Source organism: Serratia sp. 14-2641, assembly GCF_001692375.1.
GTDB classification, from domain to species: domain Bacteria; phylum Pseudomonadota; class Gammaproteobacteria; order Enterobacterales; family Enterobacteriaceae; genus Chania; species Chania fonticola_C.
Window position 1 is genome coordinate 16,975 of sequence record NZ_LXKR01000021.1, and the last position, 19,078, is coordinate 36,052.

Genomic DNA, 19,078 nt, shown 5'->3' on the forward strand with positions numbered 1-19,078 from the left:
TAGGATTGATTTATGGATCACGCGATTTATACCGCGATGGGGGGTGCCCGGCAGACGCTGGAGCAGCAGTCGGTCACGGCCAACAACCTGGCCAACGCCTCCACGCCGGGCTTCCGTGCACAGCTTTCGGCGCTGCGTGCAGTGCCGGTTGATGGGCCAAGCATGCAGACGCGTACGCTGGTGGCCGCTTCGACGCCTGGGGCAGACATGAGCCAAGGGCCGCTGAACTACACCGGGCGGCCACTGGATGTGGCATTGCAGCAGGACGGGTTTCTGGCGCTAAGGCTGCCGGACGGCACCGAAGCTTACAGCCGTAACGGCAGCATCCAGATCTCTTCCACCGGGCAGTTGATGGTGCAGGGCGTGCCGCTGATGGGGGATGGCGGGCCGATCGAAGCCCCGCCGCAGGCAGAACTGACGCTGGCGGCGGACGGCACCATCTCGGCGTTAAATCCAGGCGATCCGCCTAACACCATTTCCCAGATTGGCCGCCTGAAGCTGGTAAAGGCCGATGCTCGGGAAGTGGTGCGCGGGGACGACGGCCTGTTCCATCTGACTGCCGAGGCTCAGCAGCAGCGTGGCAACCAACTACCGAACGATCCCGATGTGCGGATCATGCCGGGAGTGTTGGAGGGCAGTAACGTCAAACCGCTGGAGACGATGGTGGATATGATCGCCAACGCTCGCCGGTTCGAAATGCAAATGAAGGTCATCCACAGCGTGGATGAAAACGCACAGCGCGCCAACTCATTGCTGTCAATGAGCTGAGTGCAGAGGAATAAATCATGATCCCATCCTTATGGATTGCCAAAACCGGTCTGGATGCGCAGCAGACCAATATGGACGTGATCGCCAACAACCTGGCGAACGTCAGTACCAACGGGTTTAAACGCCAGCGTGCGGTGTTTGAAGATCTGCTGTACCAGACCATGCGTCAGCCCGGGGCTCAGTCTTCCGAGCAAACCACGCTGCCTTCCGGTTTGCAGATTGGTACCGGCGTACGCCCGGTGGCGACCGAGCGCATCCACAGCCAGGGTAACCTGTCGCAGACCAACAACAGCAAAGACGTGGCGATCAAGGGGCAGGGCTTCTTCCAGGTGGTGTTGCCGGATGGCACCCAGGCCTATACCCGCGATGGTTCATTCCAAATCGATCAGAATGGCCAATTGGTGACCGCCAGTGGTTTCCAGGTGCAACCGGCGATCACCATTCCGGCCAACGCCCTGAGCATTACCGTGGGCCGTGATGGCATCGTCAGCGTGACCCAGCAGGGTCAGACGGCGGCGCAGCAGGTCGGGCAACTGACGTTGACCACCTTTATCAACGATAGCGGCCTGGAAAGCATGGGTGAAAACCTGTACCAGGAAACCGAAAGCTCCGGCGCACCTAACGAAAGTACCCCTGGCCTCAACGGGGCAGGCCTGTTGTATCAGGGTTATGTTGAAACCTCTAACGTCAACGTGGCGGAAGAGTTGGTCAACATGATCCAGACCCAGCGTGCCTATGAGATCAACAGCAAAGCGGTATCAACGTCTGACCAGATGCTGCAAAAGCTGACGCAACTGTAATCGACGGGCGCAGCCTGCTGCGCCCGTAATCCTTATCCAGAGCAACAAAGGCGATACCCGTGGTAACCACCTTTTTAGCGGCCAGCGTGCCGCAGCAAGGCAAACGCGTCCTGGCCGGGCTGCTGATGCTGACAGTTGGCGGCTGTGCCTATATTCCGCATACCCCCCTGGTTGACGGGGCTACCACGGCTCAGCCCGCTCCGGCAGGCGCACCGGTGCCGAACGGTTCGATTTTCCAGACGGTACAGCCGATGAACTACGGCTATCAGCCGCTGTTTGAAGATCGTCGCCCGCGTAATATCGGCGACACCCTGACCATCGTGCTGCAAGAAAATGTCAGCGCCAGCAAGAGTTCATCCGCCAACGCCAGCCGCAATGGGGCCAGCAAATTTGGCGTAGCCACTTCACCGCGTTACCTCGAAGGGCTGCTTGGTAACGCGCGAGCCGACATGGATATCTCCGGCGACAGCACCTTCGGCGGCAAGGGTGGGGCGAACGCCAACAACACCTTTAACGGCACCATTACCGTCACGGTCAATCAGGTCTTGGCCAACGGCAACCTGCACGTGGTGGGCGAAAAGCAAATTGCCATTAATCAGGGCACCGAATTCATCCGTTTCTCCGGTGTGGTTAACCCCCGCACCATCAGTGGCAATAACTCGGTCACGTCCACCCAGGTGGCGGATGCGCGTATTGAATACGTCGGCAACGGCTATATCAATGAAGCGCAGACCATGGGGTGGCTACAGCGCTTCTTCTTAAATGTTTCACCGTTCTAAGGATTGACCGATGCTGAAAAAGTTTCTTCTCACACTGTCCATGATGCTGGTTTGCCTGCCCGCGACGGCGGAACGCATCCGCGATCTGGTGACGGTACAGGGCGTACGTGACAACGCGTTGATTGGCTACGGCCTTGTCGTGGGATTGGACGGCTCTGGCGACCAGACCATGCAAACCCCGTTTACCACCCAGAGCCTGAGCAACATGCTGTCGCAGTTGGGGATCACCGTTCCGCCAGGCACCAACATGCAGTTAAAAAACGTGGCGGCGGTGATGGTAACTGCCAAGCTGCCGCCGTTCTCCCGTGCGGGGCAGAATATCGACGTGGTGGTGTCCTCAATGGGTAACGCCAAAAGCCTGCGTGGCGGGACACTGCTGATGACACCGCTCAAAGGTGTTGATAATCAGGTCTATGCGTTGGCACAGGGTAACGTGCTGGTCGGCGGGGCCGGTGCGTCCTCCGGGGGCAGCAGCGTGCAGGTCAATCAGTTGGCCGGTGGCCGTATCAGCAACGGCGCTTCCATCGAACGCGAATTGCCGACCACCTTCGGCCAGGATGGCGTGATCAACCTGCAACTGAACGACGATGATTTCACCCTGGCACAACAGATCAGCGACGCCATCAACCGCCAGCGCGGCAGTGGCACCGCCTCTCCGCTCGATTCCCGTACCGTGCAGGTATTGGTGCCGCGCGGCAATAGTTCGCAAGTGCGCTTTCTGGCGGATATTCAGAATATCAGCATTAACGTTGGGGCGATGGATGCCAAAGTGATCATCAACTCCCGGACCGGCTCGGTGGTAATGAACCGCGATGTGGTACTGGATTCCTGCGCGGTAGCACAAGGGAACCTGTCGGTGGTGGTCGATCGGCAAAACACCGTCAGCCAGCCGGATACGCCATTCGGCGGTGGCCAGACCGTAGTGACGCCGAATACCCAGATTTCCGTGCAGCAGCAGGGCGGTTCACTGCAAAAAGTGAACGCCAGCGCCAACCTCAATAACGTGGTTCGCGCGTTGAATGCGCTGGGGGCGACGCCGATCGACCTGATGTCTATCTTGCAGGCAATGCAGAGCGCTGGTTGCCTGCGTGCCAAACTGGAAATTATCTGATGAGCAGCGATCTGATGGCTATGTCGGGTGCTGCCTATGACACCCAGTCGCTGAACGGCTTGAAGCGTGATGTTGCCGCCGATCCGCAGGGCAATATCAAGCAGGTTGCCCAGCAGGTTGAAGGAATGTTCGTGCAGATGATGCTGAAAAGCATGCGTGCTGCGTTGCCGCAGGACGGTGTGTTGAGCAGCGATCAGACGCGGTTGTATACCTCGATGTACGATCAGCAGATCGCCCAACAGATGTCACAGAAAGGCCTGGGGCTGGCGGACATGATGGTCAAACAGCTCTCTGCCGGAAACAGCCGCCCAAGTGAAACCGCAGGAACGGTGCCGATGGCGCTGGACAACGAGGTGTTGCAGACCTTGCCGCGTCAGGCATTGGAGCAGATGGTCCGCCGGGCAGTGCCCAAAATACCTTCGGCGCCTCCCTTGCCGTTGAGCAACGGCAACTTTGTGGCGCAGTTGTCCATTCCGGCACGGGTTGCCAGCCAGCAAAGCGGTATTCCGCACCAGTTGATTGTGGCGCAGGCTGCGTTGGAGTCTGGCTGGGGGCAACGCGAGATCCCAGCGGCGGATGGCTCACGCAGTTATAACCTGTTTGGTATCAAGGCTGGTAGCAGTTGGGATGGCCCGGTGACGGAGATCACCACCACCGAGTTCGAGGAAGGGGTGGCGAAGAAGGTCAAGGCACGCTTCCGCGTGTATGGCTCCTATATGGAAGCGATTGGGGATTACGTCAAATTGCTGACCAACAACCCGCGCTACGCCAACGTTGCCAGTGCCAGCAGCCCCGAGCAGGCGGCACATGCGCTGCAAAAGGCCGGCTATGCGACCGATCCGCTGTATGCCAAAAAGCTGGTCAGCATGATCCAGCAAATGAAAAGCGCTGGGGAGCAGGTAACCAAGGCCTATACCCACGATTTGCAGGATCTGTTTTAGCCGTCGGGCGCTGCATGCAGCGCCCATTTTTTTACTCAAGTTTGCCGTCAGATGGCCGATAACCCAAACAGGCTGGATGGCAACGCCCGGCACAATTTTTGACCTCTGTGGGCCGCTGGCACCGCAGCATAAGGAACCTCTATGTCCAACAGCTTAATCAATACCGCGATGAGTGGCCTGAATGCGGCGCAGGTTGCGCTTAGCACCGTCAGTAATAACATTTCCAACTACAACGTGGCGGGCTATAACCGCCAAACCGCGATCCTGGCGCAAAACGGCGGCCTGGGCACCATGAACGGATTTATCGGCAACGGAGCCACCGTGACTACGGTCAATCGCGAGTATAACCAGTTCATCATGACCCAGCTGCGCGGAGCGCAAAGCGAAGCTTCGGCCCAGAGCAGCTACTTCGAAAAAGTCTCCCAGATCGACAACCTGCTGGCGTCCAAAACCAATACCCTGGCATCGGGGATGGAAGATTTCCTCAAAAATCTGCAAAACGTTGTCAGCAATGCCGGGGATGACGCTGCCCGTCAGACCGTGTTAGGCAAGGCCAACGGCCTGGTGAATCAGTTCAACAATGCGGATAAATATCTGCGCGATATGGATGCGGGCGTCAACCAGCAACTGAGCGACAGCGCCAACCAGATCAATACTTACAGCCAGCAGATCGCCCGTTTGAATAACGAAATCACTCAGGTGCGGGCCAGCAGCGGCGGCAGCGAGCCGAACGCCTTGCTGGATCAGCGCGATCAGTTGGTGACAGAGCTTAACAAAGTGGTCGGCGTTCAGGTCACTCAGCAGGACGGTGATGCCTATACCGTGACCTTCGCCAACGGCTTGACGCTGGTGCAAGGCAACTCCTCCTATCAGGTGACGGCGATGCCTTCCAGCAAAGACCCGTCCCGCCTGACGCTGGGTTACGATCGCGGCAATGGCGCTAGCGAAATTCCGGAAAGCCAGATTGGCAGCGGCAGCGTCAGCGGCGTGCTGAAGTTCCGCAGTGAGTCACTGGACGGCGCACGTAACCAGTTGGGGCAACTGGCCCTGGCGCTGGCCGATAGCTTTAACCAGCAGCATCGCGAAGGTTTTGATATCAACGGCGATCCGGGGGAAGATTTCTTCAGCTTCTCAGGTGGGCGTACGGTCAACAATATCAACAACACCGGCAATGCCTCGCTGTCGGTCTCCTTTACCGATACCAGCAAGGTCAAGGCCAGCGACTACCGCATGGAGTTTGACGGTGCCAACTGGCAGGTCACGCGCCTGTCCGACAACGTTAAAGTGCCTGCCACCGCAGGCACCGATGCGGATGGCAAACCGACGCTGAGCTTTGATGGCCTGCAGGTCGGTGTGACGGGCAACGCGCAAAAGAATGACAGCTTTACCGTGAAGCCGGTTAGCGATGTGGCCGGAACCCTGAAGGTCGCGATCAGCGACTCGGCCAAGTTTGCAGCCGCAGGAACGGAAGATGGCGGTAAGGGTGATAACGACAACGTCAAGAAACTGCTCGATCTGCAAACCGCCAAAGTGGTGGAGGGTAAAGCAACCTTGAGCGGCGCCTATGCCGGATTGGTCAGCAGCGTGGGTAACCAGACCGCTACCGCCAAGGTCAACGCCACCGCACAAACCAATATTGTGACCCAATTGCAAACCCAACAGCAGTCCATCTCCGGGGTTAACCTGGACGAAGAGTATGGCGAACTGCTGCGTTTCCAACAGTATTACATGGCCAATGCGCAGGTGATCCAGACCGCCAGCTCGTTGTTTGACGCCATACTGAATATTCGTTGATTTTACCGTTAACTGCAGCCGGTATACCGGCTGCGGATGCCCTTAGTGAGGAATCCAACCCATGCGCATGAGCACCAGCATGATCTACCAGCAGAATCTGTCGGGGGTCACCAATAATCAGTCTCTGTGGATGCAGTCCGGGCAGCAGCTTTCCAGCGGCAAGCGCGTGCTTTACCCTTCGGACGATCCGTTAGCGGCGTCACAGGCGGTGATGATCTCGCAGTCGATGTCAGAAAACAGCCAGTACGCGCTGGCGCGCACCTTTGCCCGTCAGAACATCTCGATGGAAGAAACCGTGCTGCGTAGCGCTGCCGACGGCATCAAGGACATGAAAACGCTGATCGTCAACGCCGGTGATGGCACGCTCAGTGATAATGACCGTGACTCTTTGGCCACCCAGTTGCAGGGGCTGAAAGATCAGCTACTCAGCCAGGCCAACAGTACTGACGGTAACGGCCGTTTCATTTTTGCTGGCTTTGCCAATGACAAAGCCCCGTTTGTCGAGCAGGGCGGCAAGGTAGTTTATCAGGGCAGCAACTCGGCCATTGAGCAGAAAGTGGATGCCAACCGCACCATGACCGTGGGCCACACCGGCAGCTCGATATTTATGTCGCTGACCAGCAATATCAAACCGGAGCCGGACGGCAGCGCTTCCGAAACTAACGTGTTCGAGAGTATCGACACGGCGCTGAAAGCGTTGAAAACCCCGCTGCAAGGGGCCGATGAGGCTACTCGCGCACAGGTGACGGCGGCGCTTGATAAGGCAACCCGTGGTCTGGATAACAGCTATAACAACGTGCTGAGCACCAATGCGGTGCTGGGGACTCAACTGCAAGAGTTGGACGTGCTGGACAGCATCGGTATCGAAAACAATACGGCTAACAAAAATCAGCTGACCGCGCTGGTTGAGGCGGATGTGGTGGAGGCGATCTCGTCTTACTACATGCAACAGGCTGCTTTGCAGGCATCGTATAAGACCTTCAGCGATATGCAGGGTATGTCGCTATTTCAAATGAATCGATAATACCCGTTGTCTTTCAAGCTGCAGCGTTGTTACCTGCACTATCTCACCCCAGTCACTTACAAAAACGTAAGCTCCTGGGGATGAGATAGTTTGTCGCCTAGCTGCTGCTTGAAATCCATAGGGTATTAATTCTAGATAATGTCTATATTCATGGTGTAGGGCACTGCGCCCTATAACGTGGATATAGAGCGCAGTACCGTTTTTACACAGCCTGATTTAACGGCGGGAAACGTCAGGATATTCAGGCTGGATAAGTGAGCTTGCTATTTTTAACGTCACGCATTAAAAACAGATTATTTTTTCTTTTTGGCTACGGTCCAGATTTTTCCGCAGGCGGACGCCGTGATCTGAATGCGATTAGTGGTCCAATGCGCCATGCCCAAGGCTCTGCGTGCTTTCCTGTTAGTTTTCGCTTTCATTTGATGCTCCTGGCTATATTGAGATAAATAAAATCCCGCCGCCCTAAGGTGCGGTTATTTTATTTTCTTGGTGTTCCGTTGGTGTTAATAAATCACGCGACCAACCTAATGGTCTTTTACCGTTTTTTTATACGGCATGGGATTTATTTAATGAGGCCATTCTAAGGGGGGTATTTTATTATTCAAGCCCGGCAGAATAATCGCCGCTAAATCTGGTTAATTTCACTTTTTCAACTTTTTATCTCGGAAAATATCTTTCCCTGCTAGTTTGTCTCGCGGGTAACCTCAGCGTTAAGGGGTCATACCGCCGATCACCGCCGCCAGCCGATCGAAAAACTCACCGAACAGGTGCTCGCAGAAGGGAGCCAGCATTGGCATCATCATGCCAAGAGTCAGCATGCCGATGGTTAACGTGACAGGGAAACCGATAACAAACACCGAAAGCTGTGGGGTAACGCGGTTGAGCAGGCCAAGCGCCAGGTTCAGCGTCAGCAGCAGGCAGATCAGCGGCAGAGCCAGCATCATACCGTTAATGAAGATCAACGTTCCCGCTTGGGTCAGCGCCAGGAAACCGTTGCCGTTCAGCGGCCGCGCCTGGATAGGAAGGGTGTGAAAGCTGTCTGCCAACAGCGAGATCAGCCACAGGTGACCATCGAAGGTTAGGAACAATAGCATCGCCAGCAGGTTCAGCAGGCGCGCCAGCAGTGGCGTATTGGGGCCACCGGAGGGATCGAAGAAGGTGGCGAAGGACAGCCCCATCTGCATGCCGATCACCTCACCCGCCAGGCGCACCGCCGCAAAGGCGAACTGCATCGTCAAACCGATCGCCACGCCGATCAGGATCTGCTGCACGGCCAGCCACAGGCCGGTGACGGAAAACAGGGGGATGTTGCTGGTGGGCAGCGTGGGAGCGATCAGCAAAACGATCAGGCCGCCCAGGCCGATTTTCACCCGCTTGGAGATCTGCTTTTCACTGAACAGCGGGGCGGTGCTAATCAGCGCCAGGACGCGTAGCAGAGGCCAGAAGAACTGGCTGAGCCAGACGCTGAGTTGGGCGCTGTCAAAGGTCAGCATGGTTAGCCGATCAGGTTCGGCAGGTTGCTGAACAGCATGCGCATGTAGTCCAGCAGCAGGTTGAGCATCCATGGTCCGGCAATGATCAGGGTAGCGACCACGGAGAGAATTTTGGGAATGAACGACAGCGTCATTTCGTTAATCTGCGTGGCGGCCTGCAACAGGCTGACGATCAGCCCGCTGAACAGCGCGGCCAACAGCAGCGGGGCGGCCAGCGCCAGCGCCACTTTCATCGCTTCCGTACCCAGCGCCATTACCGATTCAGGTGTCATCTCTTTTCTCCAATATGGGCGGTTGCGTTCTGCCCCTCACCCCAACCCTCTCCCAAAGGGAGAGGGGGCTAATCTGTGCTCTTTCGGAAAGAATATTGTGCTGTTAGTCATTCTTTTCTTTCAGATGGATAACTAAAGTTTCAGCAAACTCGATCGGTCCCCTCTCCTGGGGGAGAGGGTGAGGGCGAGGGGTCAACACCGATCTAGCTATAAAAACTCTGCGCCAGCGAACCCAACAGCAACTGCCAACCATCCACCAGCACAAACAACATAAGCTTGAACGGTAGCGAGATAGTCGCGGGCGGCACCATCATCATCCCCAGCGCCATCAGCACGCTGGCCACCACCAGGTCGATGATCAGGAAAGGAATAAACACGGTAAAACCAATCTGGAAGGCGGTTTTCAGCTCACTGGTGACATAGGCGGGCAACAGAATACGCATCGGGACGGCCTCTGGGCCTTCCAACGCGGGCAGGTTAGCTAGCCTGGCATACAGGGCGAGATCGCTTTCCCGCGTCTGGCGCAGCATAAACTCGCGCAGTGGTTGCGAACCTTTGTCGATCGCCACTTCCATGCTGATCTTGTCCTGGCTGAACGGCAGATAGGCATCCTGGTACACCTTGTCGAACACCGGTGACATGATAAAGAAGGTCAGAAACAGCGCCAGCCCCAGCATCACCTGATTGGGTGGTGCCGACGGGGTACCGAGGGCGTTACGCAGCAGCCCCAGCACGATGATGATGCGGGTGAAGCTGGTCATCATCAGCAGCATTGCGGGCAGGAAGCTGAGTGAGGTGATCAGTACCAGCGTCTGTACCGGCAGCGTCCAGCTTTGGCCGCCGTTGGCCGTAGGTTGGCTAATCAGCCCCGGCAACTGTGCCAAAGCGGCAGGGCTGAGCAGTAGCAGGCCTGCGGCCAGCAGCGGGCCAAAAGCCCGGCGGTGGGAGAATGGATTCATGCCGATTTATCCGGGCGTTTTAATACGTTTTGCATTAGCTGGCGGAAATCTGCCGGTGATTTATGGTCGGTTGCTTCCTGTACCGGTGGTGCGGGCAGGGTGTGCAACGGGGTGATTTGCTGAGCCGTAACGCCCAGCACCAGCCAGGTGTTATCCACTTCAACCACCACCACGCGTTCACGTTGGCCAACCTGACAGCTGGCACGCAGGTTGAGCAATTTTTGATTGCCACGGGCCTGCGGAGCAAAGCCCAGCCGACGAAACAACCAGCCAGCGAGCAGGATCAGCAACAAAATAGCGCCCAGCGCGCTGCTGACCTGCATCAATACCGAGCCTGTGGGCAGCGCCGAACCTGCGGGCTGCTGGGTGCTTTGCGTCTGCACGCTGGCGTTGGGGTTCATCAGCGGCTCAGGCGGCGCATGCGCTCGGAAGGCGTGATGATATCGGTGATGCGTACGCCGAACTTGTCGCCAACCACCACCACTTCGCCCTGGGCAATCAGATAGCCGTTAATCAGGATATCTAATGGTTCACCGGCCAGACCATCCAACGCCACCACCGAGCCTTGCGACAGGCGCAGCAGCTCTTTGATGGTCATCTTGGTGCGGCCCAGCTCCACGGTCAGCTTGACCGGAATATCCAGGATCAGATCGATATCTTGCAGGCTACCCAACGCATCCTGAGCTTCCAGCGACTTGAATACGCCTTCGGTAGAGGCGGATTTTTCGGTCGCCTGTTGCTCGTTAAACGCATCAGCCCACAGATCGTCTACGGAGTCCTTCTCTTCGCCAGACGGTTGTTTAGGATCACTCATTGGGCCGTTCCTCACTCAGGGCATTCAAAATAGGGTTAATCAAATGTTCAACACGCAGGGCGTACTGCCCGTTCAAGGTGCCGTATTGGCTGGTCAAGACCGGGACGCCGTCAACATGGGCGATCAGGCGTTCCGGTTTATCGATCGGTAACACGTCGCCCGGCTGGAGTTTCAGCACTTTCGACAGGCGCATCGGGATATCGACAAAGTTGGCTATCAGTTCCAGTTCGGAGTGCTGAACCTGTTTCACCAGCGTTTCCCGCCACTGGCTGTCTTCCTGGCGGGAGTTCTCCACTGGTGGGTTAGTCAGCAGCTCGCGCAGTGGCTCGATCATGGCGAACGGAATACAGATATTGAACTCACCGCTCAGCGCCCCGATCTCCACCTGGAACGGCGTGGTTACCACGATATCGTTGGGAGAGGTGGTGATATTGGTGAACTTGACCTGCATTTCGGCACGTACGTATTCCACGTCGATCTTGTAGATGGCGCTCCAGGCATCGCCGTAGGCATCCAGCGCCAAGCGCAGCATGCGCTTGATCACCCGCTGTTCGGTTGGCGTAAATTCCCGGCCTTCCACCTTGGTCGGAAAACGGCCATCGCCGCCGAACAGGTTATCCACGGCGATAAACACCAGGCTGGGGGCAAACACAAACAGCGCCGTGCCGCGCAGTGGATTCAGGTGGACCAGGTTCAGGTTGGTCGGCACAGGCAGGTTGCGGGCAAACTCATGGTATGGCTGGATCTTGATCGCCCCGACGGTGATATCCGGGCTACGGCGCAACAGGTTAAACAGCCCCATGCGAAACTGACGGGCAAAACGCTCGTTAATGATCTCCAGGGCTTGCAGGCGCTCACGCACCACGCGGCGTTGGGTTGTGGGATCGTAAGGTTTGACCTCACTTTCATTACCGATGACGGCGGCGGGTTCATCCCCCGCGCTGTCGCCATTGAGCAGTGCGTCGATCTCGGCTTGTGAAAGAATATTGTCGCCCATGGTTAATTACCGCAGTATGAAGGCAGTGAACAGCACATCGCTGACCACTTGCTTCGGTTGTCCCGTCACCAGCGGTGGGCTGAGCACGTCTTTAATCTGTGCCACCAGTTGCTGTTTCCCTTGCTCGTTGGCCAGTTGGCTTGCTTCCTGCCGTGAAAGCAGCATTAGCAGACGGCTACGCACTTCCGGCAGAAAATCGTTCAGCCGGCGGCGTGTTTCTTCATCTGGCAGGCGCAGCGTCAGGCCGATATACAGCACGCGGTCCAGATTGTTATCCGGCGTCACCAGATTGACAGTAAAGGTATCCAGCGGCATAAACACCGGTGCCGGAGGTGGCTGCTTTTTTTCCTCGGCGGCGGGTTGACCGTTCTTATGCTGCATCAACCACCAGCTATAGCCTGCGGCACCACATGCGCCCAAGGCGATCAGTACCAGCAGGATCACCAGTATTGGACGTTTCTTTGTTGCTGCTGTTGGAAGGGAGTTCTGAGACATTACCAAGTCAAATCCTGTTCTCTGCGTGCAGATAGGCAGCACGCAATACATGTAAAGCTATTATCCCGCTTATTCCGGGCTGCAATAGCCAGAATAGGCGGGGAAAAGCGTGCCAGCTTGGGCGTTTGCACGCCGTCAGGCGAAAATATCAACGCCGTCGACCGAACGAGCCATAGCCTGCAGCGCTGCTGGGGCGTTCAGGGCTTCAACGCCGGTTTCGGCGCTGCCATGTTGTTCACGGTAAGAAGGCTGCCCGCCTTGGTGAGAGGCTTGCTGCTGCGACTGTTGCGGCTGCGGCAGGGACTCACCGCCAACGCTGCTCTGACCAAGGTTGATGCCACTTTCCGCCAGCGCATGGCGTAGATGGGGCAGCGCGGCTTCCACCGCCGCACGAACCTGTCCGTGTGCCGAGGCGATATGCAACTGGGCCTGGTTATCGTCGAGCTTCAGCGTGATTTGCAAGGCACCCAGTTCCTGCGGATGCAGGCGTAATTCGGCGCTCTGTTGGCCGTTGCGGTGGAACATCAGCACCTGCTGACTCAGCGCCTGTTGCCATTCCGGGCTGCCGAGTTGAGCGTTCAACTGTGGCGTTGCTGGTGCGCTAACCGTCGCGCTGACGGGTTGGCTGGCGATCACCGGGCTGGAAACTGGCGCTGGGGCCGCGTGCTGTGGCGTTGCAGAAGATTGCGCCGATTCAGCCGCCAGTTTCAGTGGGGTGGTGCCGGTATCCTGATTGTCATCGGCCTGAGAAGACAGTACCGCCGCCGTGTTAGTTTTGGCGGCCAAGGCGGATTTATCGTCTGCGTTAGGCTGCGATTTTGACGTTGGTAGACCGGTAGTGGATGTCGCGGGTTTTTCGCTCAGGGTGGCTAATAGTGATGCAGCTCCCGTCAGCGGTGCTTCGTCCCCGTTTGGCTCAGCGGCGGTTGCAACCCCATTCCCCGGTAACGGCTGCACTACGGCGGCAGGCAGCATGGCAAACAGGGCCTGCAAGCTGGCCGCATCCAAAGTATCGACAGGGTGCAACGGCTGTTCGTCATCGCGCTTGCTTAACCGGGTGTGGCTATCGTCTGTCGCATCCAGTTCCTGCGGAGCGGCCAGCAAACGGCCACGATCGCTGAGCGAGGTCAGCAATTGGTTAAGCTGTTGGCGGCTGAGGGTTGAGAGTTGTGGTTCTTCGGCCAGTAGCTGTGCCACGTTCGGCTTGCCTTTCAGTTGACCCTCGGGCGTGAAGCGCTCGCCGAGCAGTTGGGCAAAGCTGGCAGACAGTCCGGCATCATCCAACGACAGCGCGGTAAGGCCAGTCTCCGTGCCGTCAGCGGTCGCTGGCAAGCCAGAGAGAACGTTGAGATTCATGGGTTTAGATTCCTTTGTGAACTGCGTTGAGCGAACTCATCCATCAGTTTTTGGTCACGCTTGTTTTCCAGCATCAGCTCGGCGCTGATGGCTCGGGTGTTGAGCGTTTCAAAAGCGTTCAGCCGCTGCTGTTTGTCCTGCCACTGCTTGACCGCCCGTTCTACCTTCTCGCTCCACTGCAGCAACTGCTGGCGGTGCTGGCTGATGGCCTGCTCGAGCGTGCCGATAAACTGCTGGTAGTTTTGCCAACTGGCGGAACCCATGCCGCTAGACAGGGTGTTGTTCAGCTTTTGCCGATACTCATCCTGGTAGTTGAGCAGCATGGCAAGCTGTTGTTCCGCCGCCTGTTGCGCCTGACGTGCCTGACCGAGGTGCTGTGCGGCCTGTTCTACGGCATCCTGCGCCAGATCGCGCAGGATAATCAGCGGTGACTGTGGTTTCATGGTGCTCAGGCTCCGTGGTTAAACAATCAGTTGCTGTAACTGCTGGCAGGCATCGTCGTAGCCGCTGCGCTCGAAGATGCCCTGTTGCAGGTAGGCTTCCATCTGCGGATACAGCGTCATGGCCTTGTCCAGCAGCGGATCGCTGCCTGCGGCGTAGGCTCCTACACTGATCAGATCGCGGTTACGTTGGTAACTGGCCAGCATCTGTTTGAAGTTACGTACCCGCCGGTAATGCTCCTCATCGATCAGCGAGGTCATGGCTCGGCTGATCGAGGCTTCAATATCGATGGCGGGGTAGTGGCCCGCCTCGGCCAAGCGCCGGGAGAGCACTACATGGCCATCGAGGATGGCGCGTGCCGAATCGGCAATCGGGTCTTGCTGGTCATCACCCTCGGTCAACACTGTATAAAAAGCGGTGATGGAACCGCCGCCGCTGATGCCGTTACCGGCACGCTCTACCAGCGCGGGCAGTTTGGCGAATACCGAAGGCGGATAGCCTTTGGTAGCCGGGGGTTCGCCGATCGCCAGGGCGATCTCACGTTGCGCCATGGCGTAGCGGGTCAGGGAATCCATAATCAGCAGCACGTGTTGGCCACGATCGCGGAAATCTTCGGCGATACGGGTGGCATAGGCGGCGCCTTGCATGCGCAGCAGCGGGGAAACGTCTGCCGGTGCAGCGATCACCACCGAACGGGCTCTTCCCTCTGTGCCGAGGATGTTTTCGATAAAGTCTTTCACTTCGCGGCCACGTTCGCCGATCAGCCCGACGACGATCACGTCGGCCTGGGTATAACGCGCCATCATGCCGAGCAGTACGCTTTTACCCACGCCAGAACCGGCGAACAGGCCCATACGCTGGCCACGGCCCACGGTGAGCAGCCCGTTGATGGTGCGCACGCCCACGTCGAGAACCTGTTCGATCGGGGTGCGCTGCAACGGGTTGAACGGGGCGGTGATCAGCGACGCACGGTAGCCGGTATCGGGTGCTGGCAGACCATCGAGCGGTTTGGCACCGCCGTCGAGCACCCGGCCAAGCAATGCCGGGCCGAGGGGTAACTGTTTGCTGGCGCTTTGCCCTTCGGGGGAGACGCGAGCATAGACCCGAGCACCGGGCACGATGCCGTCGACCTCTTCCAGCGGCATCAGGAACAGCCGCTGGCCGTTAAAACCGACCACCTCGCTTTCTACTTCCTGCACCACACCGCTGTCATGGCGTTCGATCAGGCAGGTGGCCCCCAGCGGTAACTGCAAACCGGTGGCTTCCAGTACCAGACCGGTAGCTCGGATCAGGCGGCCATAGCGGCGCACCGCGGGCGCACGTGCAATGCGTTTTTCCAGACTGTCCAGCGAGTTCAGCCAGCGGCCGAGACGAACGGTCATCACAGCTCTCCCGGGGCGGCCAGACGGCACAGTTCATGCCAGCGGGTGGCCAGGCTGGCATCCAGATCGCCTTCTTCTGCGCTGACCTTGCAGCCGCCTGGATGTAACTGTCCATCGGCCAGCAGCCGCCAGCCGTGCAGGCTGAGGGTCATGCCAAGCTGCTGCTCTACTCGTTCGTAATCATCCGGGTGTACGCGCAGTTGAGGTTTGCCGCTGAACATCGGTTCTTGCTGGATCAACTGTTGGATCTGGCCGAGCAGGGCGGTGCCGTCGCACACCGGCGCTTGGCCGATGACCTGTTTGGCCGCCGTCAGAGCCAGCTGCATCAGGCGTGAAGCAATCACGCTGTCGAGCGCGTCCAGCGTGTGCTGGAACTCGGTGACCAACTGTTGCCAATGTTCCGTGATCGGTTGCTGCTGCTGTTGGCCCGCCAGAATGCCTTGCTGACGGCCTTCCTCCAGCCCGGCCTGGAAACCGGCGTCATAACCTTTCTGCTGGCCCTCGGCAAAGCCTTGTTGCTGACCTTGCTGCTGGGCCTGCAAACGCAGCATCTCCAGCCGTTGCTGTTCGTTGATGCTGTCGTCCTGTGGGATGATGATCACCTCAGGTGGGCTTTCGGGTTCCAGCACCGGTTTGGGATCCGCCAGGTCGTTAAGCGACCAGGGCTGCCAGGGCAGGGTATTGAGGCGATCAGACATAGGTGTCCTCGCCACCGCCGATGATCATTTCGCCGGTTTCTGCCAGGCGACGTACCACCAACAGGATAGCCTTCTGTTCGTTCTCCACCTGCGACATGCGCACCGGGCCACGGTTGGCCAGATCGTCGCGCAGAATATCGGCGGCACGTTGCGACATGTTCTTGAGGAACTTCTCGCGCAGCGGCTGTTCGGCCCCTTTCAAGGCGATCAACAGGGATTCGCTTTCCACGTCCTGCAACAGGCGCTGGATGCTGCGATCGTCCACTTCGACCAGGTTTTCGAACAGGAACATTTCGTCGATGATCTTCTGCGCCAGCTCGCCGTCGTAGTCGCGCATGGCACCGATAACCGCCTCTTCCTGCTGGGTTTTCATCAGGTTGATAATCTCGGCGGCGGTACGGACACCACCCATTTTGCTGCGCTTGAGGTTCTGGCCGTCCAGCAGATTGTTCAGCACTTCGGTCAGCTCTGCCAGGGCGTCTGGCTGAACACCGCCGAAGGTGGCGATACGCAGCATCACGTCGTTGCGCAGGCGCTCCTCGAACTGTGCCAGGATATCTGCCGCCTGGCCGCGCTTGAGGTGAACCAGGATGGTGGCAATGATCTGCGGGTGTTCGTCGCGGATCAGATCGGCCGCGCTCTGCGGCTCCATAAAGTTGAGCGTTTCCATGCCGGAGGTGTCTTCGCGTGATTCGAGAATATCCTCCAGCAGGCTGCTGGCACGTTCTTCACCCAAGGCTTTAACCAGCACCGAGCGCAGGTAGTCGCTGGCATTGACGCTCAGCGCGGCATACTGTTCGGCATCGTCTTCAAACTCGCGGAGGACTTCCCCCAGCTGTTTGTGGGACACCTGACGCATACTGGCCATGGTGCCACTCAACTGCTGCACTTCCCGTGACGAGAGGTGTTTGAAGACTTCGGCGGCGCGATCTTCACCCAGCGTCATCAGCAGGATGGCGCTCTTTTCGGTACCTGTCAGGCTCATAGTTCGTTACTCATCCATTGACGGATCACCAGGGCGACCACGCGTGGATCTTTATCGGCCAGTTCGCGGATCCGCTGGCCCTGGACTTCAGCATTGACGCGCTGCTGTGATTTCTTATGCAGCGCCTGCTCTTCATGACTTGGTTTGTTCACCTCAGCCGGGCGACTAGCTGGCGTATTGGCAGCGACCACTGCAGCTTGTTGCGCCGCCTGACGGCTTTGCAGCTGCGGACGAACCAGTTTGCGCCACAAAATCCAGGCCACCAGCAGTACCAGCAAATAACGGCCTGCGTTGAACAACTGATCGATAAACGACTGTGACTGCCAGAAAGGCAACTCGCCGCCGGTCTGCTCTACATCGTTGAACTGGGTGTTGACCACGTTAAGCGTATCGCCACGACTGCTGGAGTAACCCATCGCTTCACGGACCAGCGATTCCACCTGGGCCAACTGCTCTTTGCTCATCGGCAGCGGTTTGCCGTCCTTATCGGTGCCCAGGGTGTTGAGCACCACGGCGACCGACAGGCGTTCCACGGCTCCAGCCTTGTGCTGGGTATGACGAATAGTGCGATCCACCTCATAGTTGGTAGTTTCATCACGGCGACTGTTTTGCGCTACGTTACCGCTAGCCCCGGTACGCGTGCTGTTATTGGCGTTGTTTGCCGTGGCTGGCGTATTAGTATTGCCCGCAGCTGTAGCTTTTGGTGTTTCTATCGGTGCAGTCGGTGCTGCACTCGGCTGGTTGGAAAGGGCACCCGGTACGCCGCCGATCTGTTGCCCGCCGTTCTGTTCACTCTGGCTGAGCTGTCTGGAGCGTATTGCGGATTTATCCGGCTGTTGGTTGGGCTGGTACTGTTCGTCGGTTTGCTCGCGGGTGGAGAAATCGATTTGTGCCGTTACCTGTGCACGCACGTTCGCGCTGCCGACAATCGGTGCCAGAATGGCTTCAATACGGCGCTGATAGCGGTTCTCAACCTCATTGGCGTACTTCAACTGTGCGGCATTGAGATCGCGCCCGGTGCCGTCGGATTGGGTCAGCAGGCGGCCAGCCTGATCGACCACCGTGACGTTGCCCGGCGGCAAACCGGCCACGCTGCTGGACACCATATACACCACGGCATTGATCTGGCCGTCATCCAAGGTGCGTCCAGGTTGCAGCGTTAGCGTCACGGATGCAGAGGGGTTCTTTTGTTCGCGTACAAACAGCGAAGGCTTAGGCAGTGCCAGATGCACACGGGCATTCTGTACCGGCCCCAGGGATTCGATAGTGCGTGACAGTTCGCCTTCCAGCGCGCGCTGGTAGTTGATCTGTTCGCTGAACTGGCTGATGCCGAATTTTTCCTGATCCAGCAGTTCAAAGCCGACGGCACCTCCCTTAGGCAGCCCCTGTTGCGCCAGACGCAGGCGGGTTTCATGCACCTTCTCCGCCGGGATCATCAACGCCGAGCCGTTCTCGGTAAAGCGATAGGGGATGTTCATCTGCGTGAGTTGCGTGACGATGGCGCCGCCGTCGCGATCGTTGAGATTGCTGTACAGCACGCGGTAATCCGGGCTTTTGGCCCATAGCGTCAGCGCAACCACGATGGCGATCGCTGCCGAGGCCGCGATCAGCAGTGGAATTTTAGGGTTGGCACGCAGGCGATTCCATAGGGCCAGCAGGCCGTTATCACGGCTTTCACCATTCATGCTGGTACCCACTCTAGTGGGTTCGAGGTATGGCTAGCGTTGTTGTGTGATGACAAAACAGACTCCCTGATACACAGTTCTTTACGGCCTAACAAAAGCGCCCCCATTTTTGGGCATGCCATTATTTGCTCTTGGAGCCAATTTCGATGGCCCGATAAACCGGTGTTTTTGCAGTTAATTAGCCGCTTTAGCCGGAAAACACTGTGGTAGGGTGTGCAGCATCGGGATCATGCAGGCGAATGAAGGCGCGGTTTTCCCGCCGTCTTTCAGGCCGCCGCTTGAAA

The 19,078-nt window shown here is 57.9% G+C and carries 21 protein-coding genes; 7 read left to right on the plus strand and 14 right to left on the minus strand.

What is annotated here, in order from left to right; all coding sequences use genetic code 11:
* Nucleotides 1-12: 12 nt before the first annotated feature.
* The 7 genes from A6U95_RS08830 (at nt 13) to flgL (ending at nt 7,217) form a co-directional block, all read left to right on the plus strand.
* A complete protein-coding gene (locus tag A6U95_RS08830) occupies nt 13-768 on the plus strand; it encodes a flagellar basal body rod protein FlgF (RefSeq protein WP_021180942.1) in 756 nt (251 codons plus the stop codon).
* A 17-nt stretch (nt 769-785) separates the two neighbouring features.
* Nucleotides 786-1,568: a flagellar basal-body rod protein FlgG gene (gene flgG / locus A6U95_RS08835; protein ID WP_021180943.1), complete on the plus strand. Its 783-nt coding sequence runs from the start codon at nt 786-788 to the stop codon at nt 1,566-1,568.
* Nucleotides 1,569-1,693: 125 nt separating this feature from the next.
* The gene (locus A6U95_RS08840; protein ID WP_051363241.1) at nt 1,694-2,347 is read left to right on the plus strand and encodes a flagellar basal body L-ring protein FlgH; all 654 of its coding nucleotides are present in this window, start codon (nt 1,694-1,696) and stop codon (nt 2,345-2,347) included.
* 10 nt (nt 2,348-2,357) lie between these two features.
* Nucleotides 2,358-3,458 (plus strand): flagellar basal body P-ring protein FlgI, encoded by a 1,101-nt coding sequence (locus A6U95_RS08845; protein ID WP_065684200.1) that lies wholly within the window; start codon nt 2,358-2,360, stop codon nt 3,456-3,458.
* Nucleotides 3,458-4,399, plus strand: a complete 942-nt coding sequence (flgJ, locus tag A6U95_RS08850) for a flagellar assembly peptidoglycan hydrolase FlgJ (RefSeq protein ID WP_065684201.1) — start codon at nt 3,458-3,460, stop codon at nt 4,397-4,399. Before A6U95_RS08845 ends, flgJ begins: the two co-directional genes overlap by 1 nt.
* A gap of 141 nt (nt 4,400-4,540) precedes the next feature.
* A complete protein-coding gene (flgK, locus tag A6U95_RS08855; RefSeq protein WP_065684202.1) occupies nt 4,541-6,193 on the plus strand; it encodes a flagellar hook-associated protein FlgK in 1,653 nt (550 codons plus the stop codon).
* Nucleotides 6,194-6,254: 61 nt separating this feature from the next.
* Nucleotides 6,255-7,217: a flagellar hook-associated protein FlgL gene (flgL, locus tag A6U95_RS08860; RefSeq protein WP_024528896.1), complete on the plus strand. Its 963-nt coding sequence runs from the start codon at nt 6,255-6,257 to the stop codon at nt 7,215-7,217.
* 293 nt (nt 7,218-7,510) lie between these two features.
* On the opposite strand, the gene sra is transcribed toward flgL, so the two are convergent.
* The 14 genes from sra to fliF all read right to left on the minus strand — a co-directional run bounded on the left by sra (nt 7,511) and on the right by fliF (nt 18,794).
* A complete protein-coding gene (gene sra, locus A6U95_RS31190) occupies nt 7,511-7,636 on the minus strand; it encodes a stationary-phase-induced ribosome-associated protein (protein ID WP_098930689.1) in 126 nt (41 codons plus the stop codon).
* A gap of 291 nt (nt 7,637-7,927) precedes the next feature.
* Nucleotides 7,928-8,710, minus strand: a complete 783-nt coding sequence (fliR, locus tag A6U95_RS08865) for a flagellar biosynthetic protein FliR (RefSeq protein ID WP_024528895.1) — start codon at nt 8,708-8,710, stop codon at nt 7,928-7,930.
* Between the two features lie 2 nt (nt 8,711-8,712).
* Nucleotides 8,713-8,982: a flagellar biosynthesis protein FliQ gene (gene fliQ, locus A6U95_RS08870; protein WP_025121519.1), complete on the minus strand. Its 270-nt coding sequence runs from the start codon at nt 8,980-8,982 to the stop codon at nt 8,713-8,715.
* A 203-nt stretch (nt 8,983-9,185) separates the two neighbouring features.
* Complete coding sequence (fliP, locus tag A6U95_RS08875) at nt 9,186-9,941, minus strand: flagellar type III secretion system pore protein FliP (RefSeq protein WP_021180951.1); 756 nt, start codon at nt 9,939-9,941, stop codon at nt 9,186-9,188.
* Entirely contained in the window at nt 9,938-10,342 is a 405-nt protein-coding gene (gene fliO, locus A6U95_RS08880) for a flagellar biosynthetic protein FliO (RefSeq protein WP_065684203.1), read from the minus strand. Before fliO ends, fliP begins: the two co-directional genes overlap by 4 nt.
* The gene (gene fliN, locus A6U95_RS08885; protein ID WP_021180953.1) at nt 10,342-10,755 is read right to left on the minus strand and encodes a flagellar motor switch protein FliN; all 414 of its coding nucleotides are present in this window, start codon (nt 10,753-10,755) and stop codon (nt 10,342-10,344) included. Before fliN ends, fliO begins: the two co-directional genes overlap by 1 nt.
* Nucleotides 10,748-11,752 carry a flagellar motor switch protein FliM gene (gene fliM, locus A6U95_RS08890; protein ID WP_024528892.1) on the minus strand — a complete coding sequence of 335 codons (1,005 nt, stop codon included), beginning with the start codon at nt 11,750-11,752 and terminating at the stop codon, nt 10,748-10,750. Before fliM ends, fliN begins: the two co-directional genes overlap by 8 nt.
* A gap of 6 nt (nt 11,753-11,758) precedes the next feature.
* Complete coding sequence (gene fliL / locus A6U95_RS08895) at nt 11,759-12,247, minus strand: flagellar basal body-associated protein FliL (protein WP_065684204.1); 489 nt, start codon at nt 12,245-12,247, stop codon at nt 11,759-11,761.
* Nucleotides 12,248-12,382: 135 nt separating this feature from the next.
* Entirely contained in the window at nt 12,383-13,603 is a 1,221-nt protein-coding gene (locus tag A6U95_RS08900; protein ID WP_065684205.1) for a flagellar hook-length control protein FliK, read from the minus strand.
* Nucleotides 13,600-14,046, minus strand: coding sequence for a flagellar export protein FliJ (gene fliJ, locus A6U95_RS08905; protein WP_065684206.1), 447 nt, complete (start codon nt 14,044-14,046; stop codon nt 13,600-13,602). Before fliJ ends, A6U95_RS08900 begins: the two co-directional genes overlap by 4 nt.
* 18 nt (nt 14,047-14,064) lie before the next feature.
* A complete protein-coding gene (fliI, locus tag A6U95_RS08910; RefSeq protein WP_065684207.1) occupies nt 14,065-15,426 on the minus strand; it encodes a flagellar protein export ATPase FliI in 1,362 nt (453 codons plus the stop codon).
* Nucleotides 15,426-16,124: a flagellar assembly protein FliH gene (gene fliH, locus A6U95_RS08915; RefSeq protein WP_021180959.1), complete on the minus strand. Its 699-nt coding sequence runs from the start codon at nt 16,122-16,124 to the stop codon at nt 15,426-15,428. Before fliH ends, fliI begins: the two co-directional genes overlap by 1 nt.
* Nucleotides 16,117-17,109, minus strand: coding sequence for a flagellar motor switch protein FliG (fliG, locus tag A6U95_RS08920; RefSeq protein ID WP_021180960.1), 993 nt, complete (start codon nt 17,107-17,109; stop codon nt 16,117-16,119). Before fliG ends, fliH begins: the two co-directional genes overlap by 8 nt.
* Nucleotides 17,106-18,794: a flagellar basal-body MS-ring/collar protein FliF gene (gene fliF / locus A6U95_RS08925; protein ID WP_065684208.1), complete on the minus strand. Its 1,689-nt coding sequence runs from the start codon at nt 18,792-18,794 to the stop codon at nt 17,106-17,108. Before fliF ends, fliG begins: the two co-directional genes overlap by 4 nt.
* Nucleotides 18,795-19,078: the final 284 nt, after the last annotated feature.

What these genes read in the sequence shown, in the direction of transcription:
- A6U95_RS08830 (WP_021180942.1), top strand. Translation starts at nt 13, where the DNA reads ATGGATCACGCGATTTATACCGCGATGGGGGGTGCCCGGCAGACGCTG.
- flgG (WP_021180943.1), top strand. Translation starts at nt 786, where the DNA reads ATGATCCCATCCTTATGGATTGCCAAAACCGGTCTGGATGCGCAGCAG.
- A6U95_RS08840 (WP_051363241.1), top strand. Translation starts at nt 1,694, where the DNA reads ATGCTGACAGTTGGCGGCTGTGCCTATATTCCGCATACCCCCCTGGTT.
- A6U95_RS08845 (WP_065684200.1), top strand. Translation starts at nt 2,358, where the DNA reads ATGCTGAAAAAGTTTCTTCTCACACTGTCCATGATGCTGGTTTGCCTG.
- flgJ (WP_065684201.1), top strand. Translation starts at nt 3,458, where the DNA reads ATGAGCAGCGATCTGATGGCTATGTCGGGTGCTGCCTATGACACCCAG.
- flgK (WP_065684202.1), top strand. Translation starts at nt 4,541, where the DNA reads ATGTCCAACAGCTTAATCAATACCGCGATGAGTGGCCTGAATGCGGCG.
- flgL (WP_024528896.1), top strand. Translation starts at nt 6,255, where the DNA reads ATGCGCATGAGCACCAGCATGATCTACCAGCAGAATCTGTCGGGGGTC.
- sra (WP_098930689.1), bottom strand. Translation starts at nt 7,636, where the DNA reads ATGAAAGCGAAAACTAACAGGAAAGCACGCAGAGCCTTGGGCATGGCG.
- fliR (WP_024528895.1), bottom strand. Translation starts at nt 8,710, where the DNA reads ATGCTGACCTTTGACAGCGCCCAACTCAGCGTCTGGCTCAGCCAGTTC.
- fliQ (WP_025121519.1), bottom strand. Translation starts at nt 8,982, where the DNA reads ATGACACCTGAATCGGTAATGGCGCTGGGTACGGAAGCGATGAAAGTG.
- fliP (WP_021180951.1), bottom strand. Translation starts at nt 9,941, where the DNA reads ATGAATCCATTCTCCCACCGCCGGGCTTTTGGCCCGCTGCTGGCCGCA.
- fliO (WP_065684203.1), bottom strand. Translation starts at nt 10,342, where the DNA reads ATGAACCCCAACGCCAGCGTGCAGACGCAAAGCACCCAGCAGCCCGCA.
- fliN (WP_021180953.1), bottom strand. Translation starts at nt 10,755, where the DNA reads ATGAGTGATCCTAAACAACCGTCTGGCGAAGAGAAGGACTCCGTAGAC.
- fliM (WP_024528892.1), bottom strand. Translation starts at nt 11,752, where the DNA reads ATGGGCGACAATATTCTTTCACAAGCCGAGATCGACGCACTGCTCAAT.
- fliL (WP_065684204.1), bottom strand. Translation starts at nt 12,247, where the DNA reads ATGTCTCAGAACTCCCTTCCAACAGCAGCAACAAAGAAACGTCCAATA.
- A6U95_RS08900 (WP_065684205.1), bottom strand. Translation starts at nt 13,603, where the DNA reads ATGAATCTCAACGTTCTCTCTGGCTTGCCAGCGACCGCTGACGGCACG.
- fliJ (WP_065684206.1), bottom strand. Translation starts at nt 14,046, where the DNA reads ATGAAACCACAGTCACCGCTGATTATCCTGCGCGATCTGGCGCAGGAT.
- fliI (WP_065684207.1), bottom strand. Translation starts at nt 15,426, where the DNA reads ATGACCGTTCGTCTCGGCCGCTGGCTGAACTCGCTGGACAGTCTGGAA.
- fliH (WP_021180959.1), bottom strand. Translation starts at nt 16,124, where the DNA reads ATGTCTGATCGCCTCAATACCCTGCCCTGGCAGCCCTGGTCGCTTAAC.
- fliG (WP_021180960.1), bottom strand. Translation starts at nt 17,109, where the DNA reads ATGAGCCTGACAGGTACCGAAAAGAGCGCCATCCTGCTGATGACGCTG.
- fliF (WP_065684208.1), bottom strand. Translation starts at nt 18,794, where the DNA reads ATGAATGGTGAAAGCCGTGATAACGGCCTGCTGGCCCTATGGAATCGC.